Raw genomic sequence first — 15,774 nt, forward strand, 5'->3', positions numbered from 1 at the left:
ACGTGTGCGTGGCATAATATCCCCAGTTTTGAACACAAATCATCACACCAGGAGTAATGAAGATGCAGAAGCAAGCTGAGTTGTATCGTGGCAAAGCGAAGACCGTATACAGCACGGAAAACCCGGATCTGTTGGTGCTCGAGTTCCGCAATGATACGTCAGCAGGGGATGGCGCGCGCATTGAGCAGTTCGATCGTAAGGGCATGGTGAACAACAAGTTCAACCACTTCATTATGACCAAACTGGCCGAAGCGGGTATCCCGACCCAGATGGAAGCGTTGCTGTCCGATACGGAATGTCTGGTGAAAAAACTGGATATGGTTCCGGTTGAGTGTGTCGTTCGTAACCGTGCCGCGGGCTCCCTGGTGAAGCGTCTTGGCATTGAAGAAGGTATTGAACTGAACCCACCGCTGTTCGACCTGTTCCTGAAAAACGACGCCATGCACGATCCAATGGTCAACGACTCTTACTGCGAAACCTTTGGCTGGGTGAACAAAGAGAACCTGGCGCGCATGAAAGAGCTGACCTACAAAGCCAACGACGTGCTGAAAAAACTGTTTGATGATGCGGGTCTGATCCTGGTCGACTTCAAGCTGGAGTTTGGTCTGTTCAAAGGCGAAGTGGTGCTGGGTGATGAATTCTCACCGGATGGCAGCCGTCTGTGGGACAAAGAAACTCTGGATAAAATGGACAAAGACCGTTTCCGTCAGAGCCTGGGTGGCCTGATTGAAGCCTATGAAGCGGTTGCCCACCGCTTAGGTGTTAAGCTCGACTAACCCCTCTGTCGCCAAAGGATGTTCGCATCCTTTGGCTTCTTACCGTTGTTTCCTATGGTAATCTTGCCGCTAACCGCCTACGATCATAACTATTATAAATGGAATAGTTCGAGGTAGTTATGCGCTGGCAAGGGCGTCGTGAAAGTGACAATGTAGAAGACAGACGCAGCAATGATGGCGGTGGCCCTTCAATGGGCGGCCCTGGCTTCCGGCTACCCAGCGGAAAGGGCGGTATCATTCTGCTTATTGTGGTTCTGGTTGCGGGTTACTACGGTGTCGATCTTACCGGTTTAATGACCGGACAACCTCTCCAACAGCAGCAACACTCTCAGCGCTCCATCAGCCCGAATGAAGATGAAGCGGCTAAATTTACCTCCGTTATCCTCGCCACCACAGAAGACACGTGGGGTCAGCTGTTCGATAAAATGGGGCGAACCTACCAGCAGCCGAAGCTGGTGATGTACCGTGGCGCGACCCGTACCGGATGCGGAACCGGGCAGTCGGTGATGGGGCCGTTCTACTGCCCGGCTGACAGCACTGTCTATATCGATCTCTCTTTTTACGATGATATGAAACGCAAACTGGGTGCCGACGGCGATTTTGCCCAGGGGTATGTGATTGCGCATGAAGTCGGACATCACGTGCAAAAATTGCTGGGTATTGAGCCTAAAGTACGTCAGCTGCAGCAAAATGCCTCTCAGGCAGAGGTGAATCGTCTTTCTGTGCGTATGGAGCTACAGGCAGACTGCTTTGCGGGGGTCTGGGGCCATACCATGCAGAAGCAGGGCGTTCTTGAATCAGGTGACCTGGAAGAGGCGTTAAATGCCGCGCAGGCCATTGGGGACGATCGCCTTCAGCAGCAGAGCCAGGGGAGGGTGGTACCGGACAGTTTCACACACGGTACGTCTGAACAACGTTACAGCTGGTTCAAGCGCGGTTTCGACAGCGGCAACCCGGCGCAGTGCAATACCTTTGGCAAAGCCATGTGATGTTGCCGTTTGAACGTCTGATTAACCAGCTCCAGCGTAAAGGGCATCGTCGGCTGGTGGTGCTCAGCGGCGATGCGCCGTGGGCACAGGCACAGGCCGTTGCTCTGCGAGATACCCTGCCTGGCGACTGGCTGTGGCTGGATGAAAACCACTCACAGGCCATCAGTGGGCTGTTGGGACGCGAGTTTCTGCACGCGGTTTTTGATGCCCGTACCGGGTTTGATGTTTCAGCCTTTGCAGCACTGAGCGGGACGCTGCGTGCCGGGAGCCTGCTGGTGTTGCTGGTTCCTCCTCTCTCTGGCTGGGCGAGGACGCCGGACAGCGATTCCCTTCGCTGGAGCGACACCGCCGAACCGATTGCCACTCCGCATTTTGTGTACCATTTTTGCCGGACGATTATCGCCGATCCTGATGCGATCGTGTGGCAACAAGAGCAGCCTTTATCACTTCCTCCATTTTCTGATGAACCTGACTGGCTGCCTGCCAGCGGTGCGCCGCAGCGCGAGCAGGCCGATATTCTGGCGGTACTCCTGGCAATGAAAAACGGCGTGGTGGCCGTCACGGCTGCGCGCGGGCGCGGAAAGTCGGCGCTGGCGGGGATGCTATTAAATCGCATACCGGGCCGGGCCGTTGTCACCGCTCCGACAAAAGGGGCCACGGATGTGATAGCCCGTTTTGCCGGGGAACATTTTTACTTTATGGCTCCGGATGCGCTGCTGGCGTCCACGCTGGAGGCTGACTGGCTTGTTGTTGATGAGGCGGCGGCTATTCCTGGCCCGCTTCTGGAGAAACTGGCCGCGCGTTTTCCTCGCGTACTGCTGACGACGACGGTTCAGGGCTATGAAGGTACGGGGCGAGGATTTTTGCTGAAATTCTGCACCCGCTTCAGCGACTTGCAACGCTATAGCTTATCAACACCGGTTCGCTGGGCTGCCGGGTGTCCACTTGAACGGGTGGTCGCCCGCGCGCTGTTGTTTGACGATGCGCTCATCGACCAAAAACCGGAAGGTGAAGTATGTTTAACCTCACTGGAGCCACAGGCGTGGGAAAGCAACCCGGCGCTTGTGGCGAGCGTTTATGAACTGCTGTGTGCCGCGCATTACCGCACATCACCGCTGGATTTACGCCGCATGATGGATGCGCCCGGCCAACACTTTGCTGTCGCACAAACCGGCTCTGCCATTGCTGGCGCGCTCTGGCTGGTGGATGAGGGCGGTTTAAGCCCTGAACTGAGCCGCGCGGTGTGGGCGGGTTTTCGTCGGCCTCGTGGGAACCTTGTGGCGCAGTCGCTGGCGGCACATGGCTGCTCTCCTCTGGCGGCGACGCTTAAGGGGCGGCGGATAACCCGCATTGCCGTTCATCCCTGGCGTCAACGGGAAGGTATCGGACAGGCGCTGATCCACAATGCAAGGGGTCAGGATTATCTGTCGGTCAGTTTTGGTTATACCGACGAGCTGTGGCGTTTCTGGCAACGATGTGGTTTTGTGCTGGTGCGAATGGGCAGCCATCGCGAAGCCAGCAGTGGCTGCTACACCGCAATGGCGTTACTGCCACAGAGCGAAGCGGGGCATCGGCTGTGTGAACAGGCGCAACAACGCCTGCGTCGCGATGCGCGGATCCTGTCGTTCTGGAATGACGAAAAGATCCCGGTGGAGGATGGCTGGGAAGCTACCCTTAATAATGACGACTGGCTGGAACTGGCGGGGTTTGCCTTTGCCCACCGGGCGTTTTCTACCTCTGTTGCCGCGTTAACACGCTTGCTGCTCGCCGTGGAGATGCCGCTCCCGGCCCTGCGCGGTAAAATTGAGGGGAAAAAAGACGACGCACAACTCAGTGCTGAACTGGCGCTCTCCGGGCGAAAAGCGCTGCTGGCAAGGCTTCGCAGCGAAGCGATACAGGCGCTTGAATGTCTTGATAATCCGCGCTGTCAGACGCTGAAGAACACGGTTTTGCAATGGCAATTTTTTCAATGACTTCTTCAGTAAAGTGGCATGGTCATTCACTCCGGGAGGTGTAGGATCCAGGTCATCAATTAAGGAGACCGCCATGAAACACGACCATTTTGTTGTTCAAAGTCCCGACAAACCGGCTAAACAGTTACTGCTTCTGTTTCATGGTGTTGGCGATAACGCCGTCAATATGGGGCAGATTGGCAGCTGGTTTGCACCTGTTTTTCCCCAGGCGCTGATTGTCAGCATTGGTGGTGTGGAGCCGTGTGGCCCGAACGGGCGACAGTGGTTCTCCGTGCAGGGCGTGACGGAAGAAAATCGTCAGGCGCGGATTGATGCCATCATGCCGACCTTTATCGAAACGGTACGCTACTGGCAGCAGCAAAGCGGCGTAGGCGCGGATGCCACGGCGCTGATTGGCTTCTCGCAAGGGGCCATCATGTCGCTGGAGAGTGTAAAAGCGCAGCCGGGTCTGGTCTCACGTGTTATTGCCTTTAACGGCCGTTTTGCGACGCTACCGCAAAGCGCAACAACGCAGACCACAATCCATTTGATCCACGGTGGTGACGACCGGGTGATTGAGCTTTCGCATGCGGTTGCCGCGCAGGAAGCCCTGATCCGCGAAGGCGGGGATGTCACGCTGGATATCGTTGACGATTTGGGTCACGCGATTGACGATCGCAGCATGCAGTTTGCACTCGACCATCTGCGTTATACCGTACCGAAGCACTACTTTGATGAAGCGCTCAGCGGCGGTAAGCCGGATAACGATGATATTGTAGAGTTTATGTGAGAAAAGACCCTCTCCCCTTGTGGGGAGAGGGTTAGTGCGAGGGGGATGAACGAATTACTTCTTCTGGTCTTTCTTCGGCCAGTTGTCGTCATCGTCCCACTTGTCGTTAAAATCACGATGTGGCGGAAGGTCAGGCTTGTTGGCGAGGAATTTTTTGTGGTCAACGCGCTTAAGATCTTTAATTACGTTAAGCACCACGCCAACCAGAAACACCAACACCAGAATCCACCAGTACTTTGAAAGCCAATCCATTTGCTATTCCTTCTCAGAACAGTCGTCAGGCGACGAGCTGCTCCATGATGCGTTGATACATACGGGCCAGTAGTTGTAAATCTGCCGCATTTACACATTCATTTATTTTGTGAATGGTTGCGTTCACCGGCCCCAGTTCGACAACCTGAGCGCCCATCCGGGCGATAAAGCGTCCGTCTGAAGTACCGCCCGTCGTCAGCAGTTGTGGCTTAATTTCATTATAGTGTGCGATGGCACTCACTACCGCATCCACCAGTTTCCCGCGCTGCGTCAGGAACGGCTGGCCGGAAAGCCACCACTCCACGGTATAGCGCAGTTGATATTTTTCCAGCAGCGCGATCACGCGCGCTTTGATCATCTCGTCGGTCAGTTCCGTACTGAAGCGGAAGTTAAACTGGACGAAGAAATCACCCGGGATCACGTTGTTGCTGCCGGTACCGGCCTTCACATTGGCAATTTGCATGCTGGTAGGCGGGAAGAACTCATTGCCTTTGTCCCACTCAATGCCTACCAGCTCGTTCAGCATCGGTGCTGCGCGATGCACGGGGTTATCGGCCAGGTGAGGATAAGCTACGTGCCCCTGGACCCCATGAATGGTCAGGTTACAGGTCAGCGATCCGCGACGACCGTTTTTCACCACATCGCCCACCACTTCGGTACTGGACGGTTCGCCGACCAGGCAGTAGTCCAGACGTTCGTTGCGCGCCATCAGCGCCTCTACCACCTTCACGGTGCCGTGATGAGCGCTGGCTTCTTCGTCGGAGGTGATCAGAAACGCGAGGCGGTTTTTATGGTTCGGGTGCTGGGCAACAAAGCGTTCCGCCGCCACGACCATCGCCGCCAGCGAGCCTTTCATATCTGCCGCACCGCGGCCGAATAGCATGCCATCGCGGATGGTGGGTTCAAACGGCGGGTTGATCCAGCGGTCCGCATCACCTGCGGGAACCACATCGGTATGACCAGCAAAGGCCAGCGTTTCACCCTGGCCGCGCCATGCCCAGAAGTTCTGCGTGTCGCCAAAATCCATACGTTCAACGGTAAACCCGATGGCACGCAGGCGCTCAATCATTAATGCCTGACAACCTGCGTCGTCCGGGCTAAGGGAAGGACGGCGAATAAGCTGCTGAGTCAGCTCAATGACCGGGCATGACATAAACTACACCTCAACGAAAAAAGTCAGAATAAAGGGTTTCACTGAAACCCAGCAGCATAGGCTGCCCGGGCGCGCAGAGCAATGGGCGTTTGATAATTGCTGGCATTTCGAGCATCAGACTGGCTGCGCTGTCGGCGTTGTTGATGCTGGCACGCAGTGATTCGTCCAGTTTACGCCAGGTGGTTCCACGGGTATTGAGCAGCGCTTCCCAGCCCAGTTCGCTGATGGCAGTATGCAGAAATTCTGCATCAAGCCCATCGGCGCGGTAGTCGTGGAAGCGATACTGCACATTGTGTGCTTCCAGCCAGCGGCGAGCCTTTTTGATGGTGTCACAATTTTTAATGCCGTACATCACAATCATGGTGAATCCTTTTGTTCTTATGATGATTAAATGTTCAGTAATTTCGAATTTTTATCCTTAAGTGGAATATAACACATTCGGGAATTCTATTAATTTACAATTCTTCTTAATTCAACTCACACCTGTAAGCTGAATATTCTTTCATCATTTAAGCATAGATGTTCATAAGGGTTAAATTTCTAATAAACTCAGTCAGTAATTTAGAATTTACCTGCCTGTAAGGTTATTTCAAAATATTGCTATACGTCACACAAAATTTACGACCCTGCGTTCATATTTATCATAAATCCAGGACGGTAGCGGGGTACAATCGGTGCATCTGGTTAGATTGTCTTCACAATGATGGTACGTTTTCGTAGAATACGCATAATAATAAGAGAGGTTGTTATGATTGAACGTGAACTGGGGAACTGGAAAGATTTTATCGAAGGCATGCTTCGTAAATGACATTCAGGAAGAATTGCAAGAGCACTAAAATAAGTAAAATAACCATAGTGTGAGTTAATCACACAGTAAAAAGGCGGCTATAAGAGCCGCCTTTTTTTATACCCTAAATAATTCATTGGGTTATTCAGAACGTTCCCTGAGAGGGAAGCGGCGACGCACCAGCACAAAGAACAGAGGAACAAAATAAATGGCCAGGATTGTGGCTGAAATCATGCCACCCATGACGCCCGTACCCACCGCGTGCTGGCTACTGGAGCCTGCGCCTGAACTGGTTGCCATAGGTAATACGCCAAAGACAAACGCCAGAGAGGTCATCAGGATCGGGCGTAAGCGCTGACGGCAGGCGTGTAGCGTGGCAGCCATTAGCTCATGCCCTTTGGCATTCATCTCGTTGGCAAATTCGACGATCAGAATGGCGTTTTTTGCCGACAAACCGATAACGGTGAGCAGCCCTACCTGGAAGTAAACGTCGTTTTCCAGACCGCGCATCCAGGTTGCCAGCAGTGCGCCGATCACACCAAGCGGTACCACCAGCATGACCGAGAACGGCACTGACCAGCTCTCATAGAGCGCGGCAAGGCAAAGGAATACCACCAGCAGCGACAGCGCATACAGTGCAGGAGCCTGAGCCCCGGAGAGACGCTCCTGGTAAGACATTGCCGTCCACTCCAGACCAAACCCGGTGGGTAACTGTTGCACCAGTTTTTCCATCGTGTCCATTGCGGTACCGGTACTGACGCCCGGGGAGGCCTCACCGATGATTTCAACAGCAGAATAGCCGTTATAGCGTTCCAGACGTGGTGAACCGCTCTCCCAGTGCGAAGAGGCAAAGGCTGAGAACGGCACCATGCCGCCTGAATTATTACGCACAAACCAGCGGTTGATATCGTCCGGTAACATACGGAACGGTGCGGCAGACTGAACATACACCTTTTTCACGCGGCCACGATCCATAAAATCATTCACATAGCTGGAGCCCCACGCCGTCTGCAGGGTGTCGTTAATATCGGCGATGGACACCCCCAGTGCCTGCGCTTTGCGCTGATCGATATCAACCTGCAGCTGCGGGCTGTCATCCAGACCGTTATGTCGGACGCGGGTCAGGTCAGGATTTTTTCCCGCCAGCTCTAACAGTTTATCGCGCGCCGCCATCAGTGCCGTGTGGCCAGCGCCCGCGTGATCCTGCAGTTCCATATCAAACCCGGCGGAGCTGCCGAGGCCGCTGATGGCCGGAGGGCTGCTGGCAAAGACGCGCGCTTCCTTGATGTGTGCAAAGGCTTTTGTCGCGCGCTCGATAATGGCAAACGACGTGCCCGTTTTTGTGTCGCGCTCGTTCCAGTCCTTCAGGCGTACAAACATACGGGCGACGTTCTGCCCGTTACCACCCGGGCCTGAGCCGACGGTCGAAAATACCGAAATGATGTTATCTTTCTCTTTGGTGAAGAAGTACTGTTCCACCTTTTCGACCACTTTCAGAGTCTGCTGTTGCGTTGCGCCGCTCGGTAGTTGCACCGAGGTGGTGAACATGCCGCGGTCTTCCATCGGCAGGAATGAGGTGGGGAGGTGCAGGAACAGCCAGACCATTCCGCCCAACAGCACAACGTAAATCATCATCCAGCGCAGGCTGCGGTGCAGCACCTTACCGACGCCCATTTCATAACGTGCGGCATTGCGGTTGAACATACGGTTAAACCAGCCGAAAAAGCCTTTCTGGCCGTGGTGTTCACCTTTATTCAGCGGCTTAAGGAGGGTGGAACAGAGGGCAGGGGTGAGGATCAACGCCACCAGCACGGAAAGCACCATTGCGGAGACGATGGTTATCGAGAACTGACGGTAAATGGCACCGGTTGTGCCGCCAAAGAAGGCCATCGGAATAAAGACCGCCGAGAGCACCATCGCGATGCCGACTAATGCTCCCTGAATTTGCCCCATTGATTTACGCGTCGCCTCGCGCGGCGAAAGCCCCTCTTCGCTCATGATACGCTCGACGTTTTCAACCACCACGATGGCGTCATCCACCAGAAGGCCGATAGCCAGTACCATTGCGAACATGGTCAGGGTGTTGATGCTGTAACCAAACGCGTAAAGCACCGCAAAGGTGCCAAGCAGCACTACTGGCACGGCAATGGTTGGGATCAGCGTGGCGCGGAAGTTTTGCAGGAACAGGTACATCACCAGGAACACCAGCGCGATGGCTTCCAGCAGGGTCTTCACCACATCCTCAATCGAGGCTTTAACGAAGGAGGTGGTTTCATAGGCGACTTTGTACTCCAGACCGTGCGGGAAATACTGCGACAGCTCATCCAGTCGGTCTAACACCAGCTTCGCCGTAGCCATTTCATTTGCACCGGAGGCCAGCTTAATGCCCAGACCGGAGGCCTGATTACCGTTAAAGCGGCTCAGGTAGTCATACTTCTCCGCCCCCATTTCCACCGTGGCGACATCGCCCAGGCGGACTTCAGAACCGTCCTGATTCACGCGCAGGGTAATATCGCGGAACTGATCGGGTGTCTGGAGCAGCGACTGCGAGTTAATGGTGGCATTCAGCGCTTGTTTATCGACGGAAGGCGTTCCCCCCAGTTGCCCTACGGCTATCTGAGCATTCTGGGATTTAATGGCATTCGTGACGTCGGTTGCCGTCATCTGGAAGCTGTTCAGCTTGTTGGGATCAAGCCAGATACGCATGGAGTACTGTGAGCCGTAGGCGTCGATATCGCCGACGCCGTTAATACGGCTGATCGGATCCTGAATATTACTGGCAACGTAGTCCGCAATATCCTGCTTATCCATTGAGCCGTCGGTAGAGACAAAAGCGATGGTCAAAATGTTAGTGTCACCGGTTTTACGCACGGTAACGCCCTGGTTCTGAACCGCCTGAGGCAGCTTGCGCATGGCCGACTGTAACTGGTTTTGCACCTGTTGCACCGCTTCGTCCGGGTTGCTACCCGCCGTGAAGCTCAGGGTGACCGTGGCCTGGCCCGTGGCGCTGCTTTGTGAGGACATGTACATCAGGTTATCCAGACCTGTCATGTTCTGCTCGATAACCTGCGTCACGGTATTTTCCAGCGTCTGCGCCGAAGCACCAGGGTAGTTAGCCGTGATGCGCACGTTTGGCGGAGCCAGATCGGGGTATTGCTCAACAGGAAGTGAAGTAATGGCCAGGACACCTGTCAGACACAACAGAATGGCAAGTACCCAGGCAAAAATGGGGCGATCGATGAAAAAATTCGCCATGAAAGTGTGACCTCGTTTTGCTGCACGTCATTATTGTATATTGCCTGCAACACTGTAACGGCAAGACAAAGGCCAAACGTGGAGAAATAAAGGAGATAGTGTAAATTATCATTCCCTTTTTACCTTCTCCCCCACGCAGGCTCGGGTGAAAATATCACGTATCCGTAAGACGGGCTGTTGATATAGCGCCTTACTTTGCCGTTATTTATCCGCAAGCGGGGAGGGAGAACGGAATGTTACACTCACCTGCGTTCCACCGTTTTGCGGCTGTGAAAAGTGCAGCGCTCCTCCGAGCCGCCCCGCGCGTTCGCGCATAATGTTTAGCCCGTAATGTCCCGGCGGTTCGCTGGCCTCGCCAATGCCGATACCGTTATCGCGAATGTTCACGATGTGAGTGCCATCCGCAGAGGTCACGCAGCTCACGGTGATCTCGCTGGCCTGGGCGTGCTTAATGGCATTCAGCACGGCTTCACGCACGATCTGTAATAAATGCACCTGCTTTTGTGCGTCCAGTGCCAGGGAAGAGAGACGACAGTCAAGATACAGCTTTGCCTGTGTTTGACTCTGCAACCCGTCCAGCGACTCCTGGAGTGCGGCGGGAAGATTGGCGTGGTTAAGCGTCAGACGGAACGTCGTGAGCAGTTCACGTAGCTGATGCCAGGCGTTGTTTAATTCGCGGGAGAAGTCCGTGATGATGGTTTGCGCCGGGGTGTTCTCCTCCGGTATGGCATGACGGAGGAGCGTAAGCTGGATGCGTAAATACGACAGCACCTGCGCCAGCGAATCATGCAGCTCGCGGGCAATCGTCGCGCGCTCTTCCATCAACAGCAATTGCTGGTAATGCTTTTGTGCCTGGTTGAAATAAAGCCCGCGCCCCAGCATTGTCGCCACGCTTTGCATCAGCGTTTGGGGCACCGTGCCCGTTTCGCTTTGCCAGCGCAACTCACCATACAGGGTATCCTGCATCAGCACTGGCAGGCTTTGCAGTGGGGCACTCTTCGACGCATTCCCTTCGCATAGCCGCCAGTCGTCGCTGGTTCGTAGCTCCAGGTAATTCATCTGCGTGTATTCGTGCACAATCTGCAAAATATGTCTGAAACTGTGGCTGTCTATCTGGCCGGTATTCAGTGCCTGAGAACATTTGAACAACATTTCGAGCTGTTGATGGGCTTCATTCAGATGCTGCGTCTTTTCCGCAACGGAGTGCTCAAGCGAGCGATAAAGCGTGTGTAGCTCGGCCGACATATGGTTGAACGCGTGGGAAAGTTGACCCAGTTCATTCGGCAAAGCGGTATCTGGTGCGGGGGTATCAAATTGTCCCTGCTCAATGCGTTCACTTGCTGCCACCAGATTGTTCAGCGGCAAAACCACCTGGCGACGGATCCGCCGCAGGGTTAACGCCGTCAGCAGCAGGATGCCAAGACCGCCAGCCAGCGATATCAGGATGACCAGCTGTATTTTATGTTCGGTGTAATGCTGGAGCGTGAGCACAAAGGTATCGATGTGGCCGACAAAATCTTCAATGTGATCCTGATACCACGCGGTATCTCCGCTGGCGATACGCTTATCCATCTCCTGCCAGGCAAGATGCAGTTGCTGATAGCGCTGTTTGACATCGTCCGGTACGTACCAGCGGTTCAATTTCTGCAGGGCAGGCGCGCTCAGGGTTTGTTGCCAGATCTCGCGATGCGCCACCAGCGAGGGGCTGTGTCGCTGCATCTCGTAGCCCAGTCGGTAACTCTGCATGCGCAGTGAACCGGCAATATTGATGGCTTCGGCGTCACGCTGGCTACTGGCGAGCGTCAGCAGGGCGATGGTGCTGGTCAGAACCGACAGCACAATAATCGAAAAGAAAGCCCGGGCCAGGCTTCCGGAAACGGGTCGTTTAACGGTCACAGAACAGCTTCCTGAATAAAATTGATCTGCCACAGGTTCACTGGAAATAGTTTGGCTTCCGGGCATGTGAATATTGCCTGATCGCGCCACCGTGGGTAAATACAGTACTTATATAAAGAATAAGGTTATTGAACCAAAAACAGGTGTTGTTATGAATCGTTTTATTATGGCCAACAGCCAGCACTGTATTGGATGTCGTGCCTGCGAAGTTGCCTGCGTGATGGCGCACAACGGTGAAGAGCACGTCCTGAGCGAGCGCCATTTTCATCCCCGCATTACGGTGCTCAGGTCAGGCGAAAAGAAAACCCCCGTCACCTGCCACCACTGCGAAAATGCGCCCTGTGCACAAAGCTGTCCGAACGGGGCCATCAGCAAACACGACCACAGCGTACAGGTGAATCAACAAAAATGCATTGGTTGCAAAGCCTGTGTGGTCGCCTGCCCATTTGGCACGATGGAGATTATCGTCACGCCGCTCGACAACGGCAGCGTGAAGGCCGAAGCACACAAATGTGACCTCTGCCTGACGCGCCCGCAAGGCCCGGCCTGTATCGAAAATTGCCCGGCGGATGTCCTGACGCTGGCGACACCCGCCGTCCTCGACAATCTGGCAAAATCGCGTCGTCAGCGCACTGCTCGTCTGGAAGCGCAACCCTGGCATGGCGAAGCGGTTGGTCATGACGTGGTGCAAACTAAACTGCAGCAGATGCAAAACACGCCGCAACGCGGTGAGCCGGATAAGCTCAGCCCGCAGGAACGCGCCGGCCATTTTAATGAAATCACCCTGCCGTTTCGGGCAGAACAGGCTCAACGTGAAGCCTCGCGCTGCCTGAAATGCGGGGAACACAGTATTTGCGAATGGACGTGCCCACTGCACAACCACATCCCGCAGTGGATTGAACGTGTCAACGCAGGAGATATCGCCGGTGCCGTGGCGCTCTCTCACCAGACCAACTGTTTACCTGAAATTACCGGCCGCGTCTGTCCGCAGGACAGATTATGTGAAGGGGCCTGCACAGTGCGTGATGAATCAGGTTCAGTGACCATTGGTAACATCGAGCGCTATATCTCTGACCAGGCGCTGGCGATGGGCTGGAAACCGGATATGAGTAATGTTTCCCCGGTGGGGAAACGGGTGGCCGTTATCGGAGCAGGGCCTGCCGGACTCGCCTGCGCGGATGTGCTGGTGCGCAGCGGTGTGAGCGTCACCGTCTATGATCGTCACCCGGAAATTGGCGGTCTGCTGACGTTTGGCATTCCGGCCTTCAAGCTGGATAAATCGTTGCTCGCGCGGCGCAGAGAGATATTTACTGCGATGGGGATCCATTTTGAGCTGAACTGTGAAGTGGGCCAGGACGTGTCGATGTCTCAGCTACGAAGCGATTACGATGCCCTGTTTATTGGTGTCGGCACCTACCGTTCCATGAAGGCCGGTATACCGCACGAGGACGCACCGGGCGTGTATGACGCGCTGCCTTTCCTGGTGGCGAACACGCGCCATGTGATGGGGCTGGAATCGACGGTCAAAGAGCCGTTTATCGACACCCGGGGTCTGAACGTGGTGGTGCTCGGTGGGGGAGATACCGCGATGGACTGCGTGCGTACCGCGTTACGTCACGGTGCGACGAAGGTCACCTGCGCCTACCGCCGGGATGAAACCAACATGCCTGGCTCGAAAAAAGAGGTGAAGAACGCAAAAGAAGAGGGCGCTGAATTTGAATTTAACGTCCAGCCCGTTGAGCTGGTGCTTGCCGCTGACGGGCAGGTTAACGGCATTCGGATGCTGCGCACCGAACTGGGTGACGCGGATGCCCAGGGACGCCGTCGGCCTGTTCCGGTGGCGGGCAGTGAGTTTGTTATGCCTGCTGATGCGGTGATCATGGCGTTTGGTTTTAATCCGCACGCGATGCCGTGGCTGCAGGCGCAGGGTGTCGAGACGGATGACTGGGGGCGTATCATTGCCTCCGTAGAGGGGCGCTATCGCTACCAGACCACCAACCCGCAAATTTTTGCCGGGGGTGATGCGGTACGTGGTGCGGATCTGGTGGTGACTGCGATGGCAGAAGGACGTCATGCCGCGCAGGGCATTCTCGACTGGCTTGAAGTAAACGCGCCAAAAATGCACTAAATCCGGCGAGCGACAAAGCGGGGTTCACGGCGTAGTATAAATGCACTTATTATGCCGTGGAGCCCGTATGACCCTGAAAATCGACGTTATCAAAGACAAAATCCTATCTGAAAATTACTTTGTCCTGCGTAACATCACCTATGATTTAACGCGTAATAACGGTGAAGTTATCCGCCATAAACGCGAGGTCTACGACCGTGGCAACGGGGCAACCATTCTGCTCTACAACCGTGAAAAGCAAAGTGTGGTGTTGATTCGCCAGTTTCGGGTGGCGACATGGGTCAATGGCAACCCGGATGGACGGTTGATTGAAACCTGCGCGGGTCTTCTTGACGACGATGAGCCAGAAGTGTGTATCCGCAAAGAGGCCATCGAAGAGACGGGCTTTGAAGTGGGGAACGTTAAAAAAGTCTTCGAGCTGTTTATGTCGCCAGGCGGCGTGACGGAACTCATCCATTTCTTCATTGCGGAATACAGCGATGCCCAGCGAACGCACCGGGGCGGCGGCGTAGACGATGAAGATATTGAAGTGCTGGAACTTCCCTTTTCCCGGGCGCTGGCGATGGTCCATTCAGGGGAGGTTAAAGACGGTAAGGCTGTGATATTGCTGCAGTATTTACAAACATCCGGCTTAATGGGCGATGTTTCGGACAACTCTATCTGATAAATCCGATTGAGCACGCCAGGCTTGAACACGAAGATATTATCCAGATATGCGTTTTTGTTTCCGGGATTGTGCCATTCATGCGCCACTGCGTTTTTGTTCTCTGTTTATTTTGCGTACTCCCCACGCCGTGGGTGTGGGCTGCGCCTTCTCAGCAATCGTTCTCTGACTGGCAGGTCACCTGCAATAACCAGAATTTTTGCGTTGCGCGCAATACCGGTGAACATCGCGGTCTGGTGATGACGCTCAGCCGCAGCGCCGGGGCGAAAACCGATGCCACGCTGCGTATCGATCTTGGCGGCCTTTCTGCCCCCTCCGTAAAAGAACCCGACATTGCGCCACGCCTGCTGCTGGATAATGCCCCGCTTAAATTTGAACCGCTGCACTGGCAGTTAACCCCCTGGCATCTGAAAACGGATGTCGCCGCTACCATCACGGCATTTTTGAAAAGCATTCAGGAAGGGAAGGCGCTGACCCTGCGTGGCGGCAACCAGGTTATCTCGCTGGTCGGTCTGAAAGCTGCCTTGCTGTTTATTGACGCCCAGCAAAAACGCGTTGGCAGCGAAACGGCCTGGATTAAAAAAGGGGGCGAGCCGTCGTTGAGCGTACCGCCTGCACCGGCCTTAAAAGAGGTGGCGGTGGTGAACCCGACACCCACGCCGCTGTCTCACGGTGAACTGAACGACCTGCTGGATTACGGTACCTGGCGGATGAATAACAGCCAGTGCTCGCTTGATCCAAACCGCCGGGAAGTGCGCGTGACTGCGCTAACCGACGACAAAGCGCTGCTGATCATCAGCTGTGAAGCAGGGGCATACAATACCGTCGATTTGGCGTGGCTGGTGTCGCGCAAAAAACCGTTTTCCGCCCGCAGCGTGAGGCTGCGTCTGCCGTTTACCCCTGTAAGCGACAGCAGTGAAATGGAGCTGATGAATGCCCGCTTTGATGAAAAAACGCGTGAACTGACCACGCTCGCGTTAGGGCGTGGTATTGCGGATTGCGGGATCCAGACTCGCTGGCGTTTTGACGGTCAGCACTTCCGTCTGGTGCGTTATGCCGAAGAACCCAGCTGTGATAACTGGAATGGGCCAGATGCCTGGCCCACGTTGTGGATCACGAGGTAGCGTTTTGC

Annotated in this window: 13 protein-coding genes; 8 read left to right on the forward strand and 5 right to left on the reverse strand. The window is 54.8% G+C overall.

What is annotated here, in order from left to right:
* The first annotated feature begins 62 nt into the window (after window positions 1-62).
* From purC to ypfH, 4 genes are all read left to right on the forward strand, one after another.
* Entirely contained in the window at window positions 63-776 is a 714-nt protein-coding gene (gene purC, locus ACHHZ6_RS13270) for a phosphoribosylaminoimidazolesuccinocarboxamide synthase (RefSeq protein ID WP_014071282.1), read from the forward strand.
* Window positions 777-895: 119 nt separating this feature from the next.
* Window positions 896-1,765: a neutral zinc metallopeptidase gene (locus tag ACHHZ6_RS13275; RefSeq protein WP_182272236.1), complete on the forward strand. Its 870-nt coding sequence runs from the start codon at window positions 896-898 to the stop codon at window positions 1,763-1,765.
* Complete coding sequence (locus ACHHZ6_RS13280) at window positions 1,765-3,738, forward strand: tRNA(Met) cytidine acetyltransferase TmcA (protein ID WP_182920056.1); 1,974 nt, start codon at window positions 1,765-1,767, stop codon at window positions 3,736-3,738. Before ACHHZ6_RS13275 ends, ACHHZ6_RS13280 begins: the two co-directional genes overlap by 1 nt.
* A gap of 73 nt (window positions 3,739-3,811) precedes the next feature.
* Window positions 3,812-4,507, forward strand: coding sequence for an esterase (gene ypfH, locus ACHHZ6_RS13285; RefSeq protein ID WP_182272235.1), 696 nt, complete (start codon window positions 3,812-3,814; stop codon window positions 4,505-4,507).
* A gap of 54 nt (window positions 4,508-4,561) precedes the next feature.
* Here ypfH and ACHHZ6_RS13290 read toward each other — a convergent pair whose 3' ends face one another.
* The 3 genes from ACHHZ6_RS13290 to ACHHZ6_RS13300 are packed head-to-tail and all read right to left on the reverse strand — an operon-like array spanning window position 4,562 to window position 6,273.
* The gene (locus tag ACHHZ6_RS13290) at window positions 4,562-4,759 is read right to left on the reverse strand and encodes a YpfN family protein (RefSeq protein ID WP_182272234.1); all 198 of its coding nucleotides are present in this window, start codon (window positions 4,757-4,759) and stop codon (window positions 4,562-4,564) included.
* 25 nt (window positions 4,760-4,784) lie between these two features.
* Complete coding sequence (gene dapE, locus ACHHZ6_RS13295) at window positions 4,785-5,912, reverse strand: succinyl-diaminopimelate desuccinylase (RefSeq protein ID WP_182272233.1); 1,128 nt, start codon at window positions 5,910-5,912, stop codon at window positions 4,785-4,787.
* Between the two features lie 10 nt (window positions 5,913-5,922).
* A complete protein-coding gene (locus ACHHZ6_RS13300) occupies window positions 5,923-6,273 on the reverse strand; it encodes an ArsC family reductase (protein ID WP_182918755.1) in 351 nt (116 codons plus the stop codon).
* Between the two features lie 387 nt (window positions 6,274-6,660).
* On the opposite strand from ACHHZ6_RS13300, the gene ypfM reads away from it, so the two are divergent.
* Entirely contained in the window at window positions 6,661-6,720 is a 60-nt protein-coding gene (gene ypfM / locus ACHHZ6_RS13305; protein ID WP_015572204.1) for a protein YpfM, read from the forward strand.
* A gap of 120 nt (window positions 6,721-6,840) precedes the next feature.
* Here ypfM and acrD read toward each other — a convergent pair whose 3' ends face one another.
* Together acrD and narQ are read right to left on the reverse strand one after the other, a co-directional pair.
* Window positions 6,841-9,954 (reverse strand): multidrug efflux RND transporter permease AcrD, encoded by a 3,114-nt coding sequence (acrD, locus tag ACHHZ6_RS13310; RefSeq protein ID WP_182918754.1) that lies wholly within the window; start codon window positions 9,952-9,954, stop codon window positions 6,841-6,843.
* Window positions 9,955-10,155: 201 nt separating this feature from the next.
* Window positions 10,156-11,850: a nitrate/nitrite two-component system sensor histidine kinase NarQ gene (gene narQ / locus ACHHZ6_RS13315; RefSeq protein ID WP_196390326.1), complete on the reverse strand. Its 1,695-nt coding sequence runs from the start codon at window positions 11,848-11,850 to the stop codon at window positions 10,156-10,158.
* A 151-nt stretch (window positions 11,851-12,001) separates the two neighbouring features.
* Here narQ and aegA point away from each other — a divergent pair, with 151 nt between their 5' ends.
* The 3 genes from aegA to ACHHZ6_RS13330 all read left to right on the forward strand — a co-directional run bounded on the left by aegA (window position 12,002) and on the right by ACHHZ6_RS13330 (window position 15,766).
* Window positions 12,002-13,978 carry a formate-dependent uric acid utilization protein AegA gene (aegA, locus tag ACHHZ6_RS13320; protein ID WP_395122348.1) on the forward strand — a complete coding sequence of 659 codons (1,977 nt, stop codon included), beginning with the start codon at window positions 12,002-12,004 and terminating at the stop codon, window positions 13,976-13,978.
* Between the two features lie 67 nt (window positions 13,979-14,045).
* Window positions 14,046-14,642 carry a GDP-mannose pyrophosphatase NudK gene (gene nudK, locus ACHHZ6_RS13325; RefSeq protein ID WP_182272228.1) on the forward strand — a complete coding sequence of 199 codons (597 nt, stop codon included), beginning with the start codon at window positions 14,046-14,048 and terminating at the stop codon, window positions 14,640-14,642.
* An 80-nt stretch (window positions 14,643-14,722) separates the two neighbouring features.
* Window positions 14,723-15,766, forward strand: a complete 1,044-nt coding sequence (locus tag ACHHZ6_RS13330; protein ID WP_182918751.1) for a DUF1176 domain-containing protein — start codon at window positions 14,723-14,725, stop codon at window positions 15,764-15,766.
* The last annotated feature ends 8 nt before the right edge of the window (window positions 15,767-15,774 follow it).

Source organism: Enterobacter cloacae complex sp. 2024EL-00214 (assembly GCF_043945575.1).
GTDB lineage: Bacteria > Pseudomonadota > Gammaproteobacteria > Enterobacterales > Enterobacteriaceae > Enterobacter > Enterobacter cloacae_P.

Excerpts from the sequence above, each read along its gene's own strand:
- ACHHZ6_RS13290 (WP_182272234.1), bottom strand. The coding sequence starts at position 4,759 with ATGGATTGGCTTTCAAAGTACTGGTGGATTCTGGTGTTGGTGTTTCTG.
- aegA (WP_395122348.1), top strand. The coding sequence starts at position 12,002 with ATGAATCGTTTTATTATGGCCAACAGCCAGCACTGTATTGGATGTCGT.
- ACHHZ6_RS13280 (WP_182920056.1), top strand. The coding sequence starts at position 1,765 with ATGTTGCCGTTTGAACGTCTGATTAACCAGCTCCAGCGTAAAGGGCAT.
- dapE (WP_182272233.1), bottom strand. The coding sequence starts at position 5,912 with ATGTCATGCCCGGTCATTGAGCTGACTCAGCAGCTTATTCGCCGTCCT.
- nudK (WP_182272228.1), top strand. The coding sequence starts at position 14,046 with ATGACCCTGAAAATCGACGTTATCAAAGACAAAATCCTATCTGAAAAT.
- acrD (WP_182918754.1), bottom strand. The coding sequence starts at position 9,954 with ATGGCGAATTTTTTCATCGATCGCCCCATTTTTGCCTGGGTACTTGCC.
- ypfH (WP_182272235.1), top strand. The coding sequence starts at position 3,812 with ATGAAACACGACCATTTTGTTGTTCAAAGTCCCGACAAACCGGCTAAA.
- ACHHZ6_RS13330 (WP_182918751.1), top strand. The coding sequence starts at position 14,723 with ATGCGCCACTGCGTTTTTGTTCTCTGTTTATTTTGCGTACTCCCCACG.
- purC (WP_014071282.1), top strand. The coding sequence starts at position 63 with ATGCAGAAGCAAGCTGAGTTGTATCGTGGCAAAGCGAAGACCGTATAC.
- ACHHZ6_RS13300 (WP_182918755.1), bottom strand. The coding sequence starts at position 6,273 with ATGATTGTGATGTACGGCATTAAAAATTGTGACACCATCAAAAAGGCT.
- ACHHZ6_RS13275 (WP_182272236.1), top strand. The coding sequence starts at position 896 with ATGCGCTGGCAAGGGCGTCGTGAAAGTGACAATGTAGAAGACAGACGC.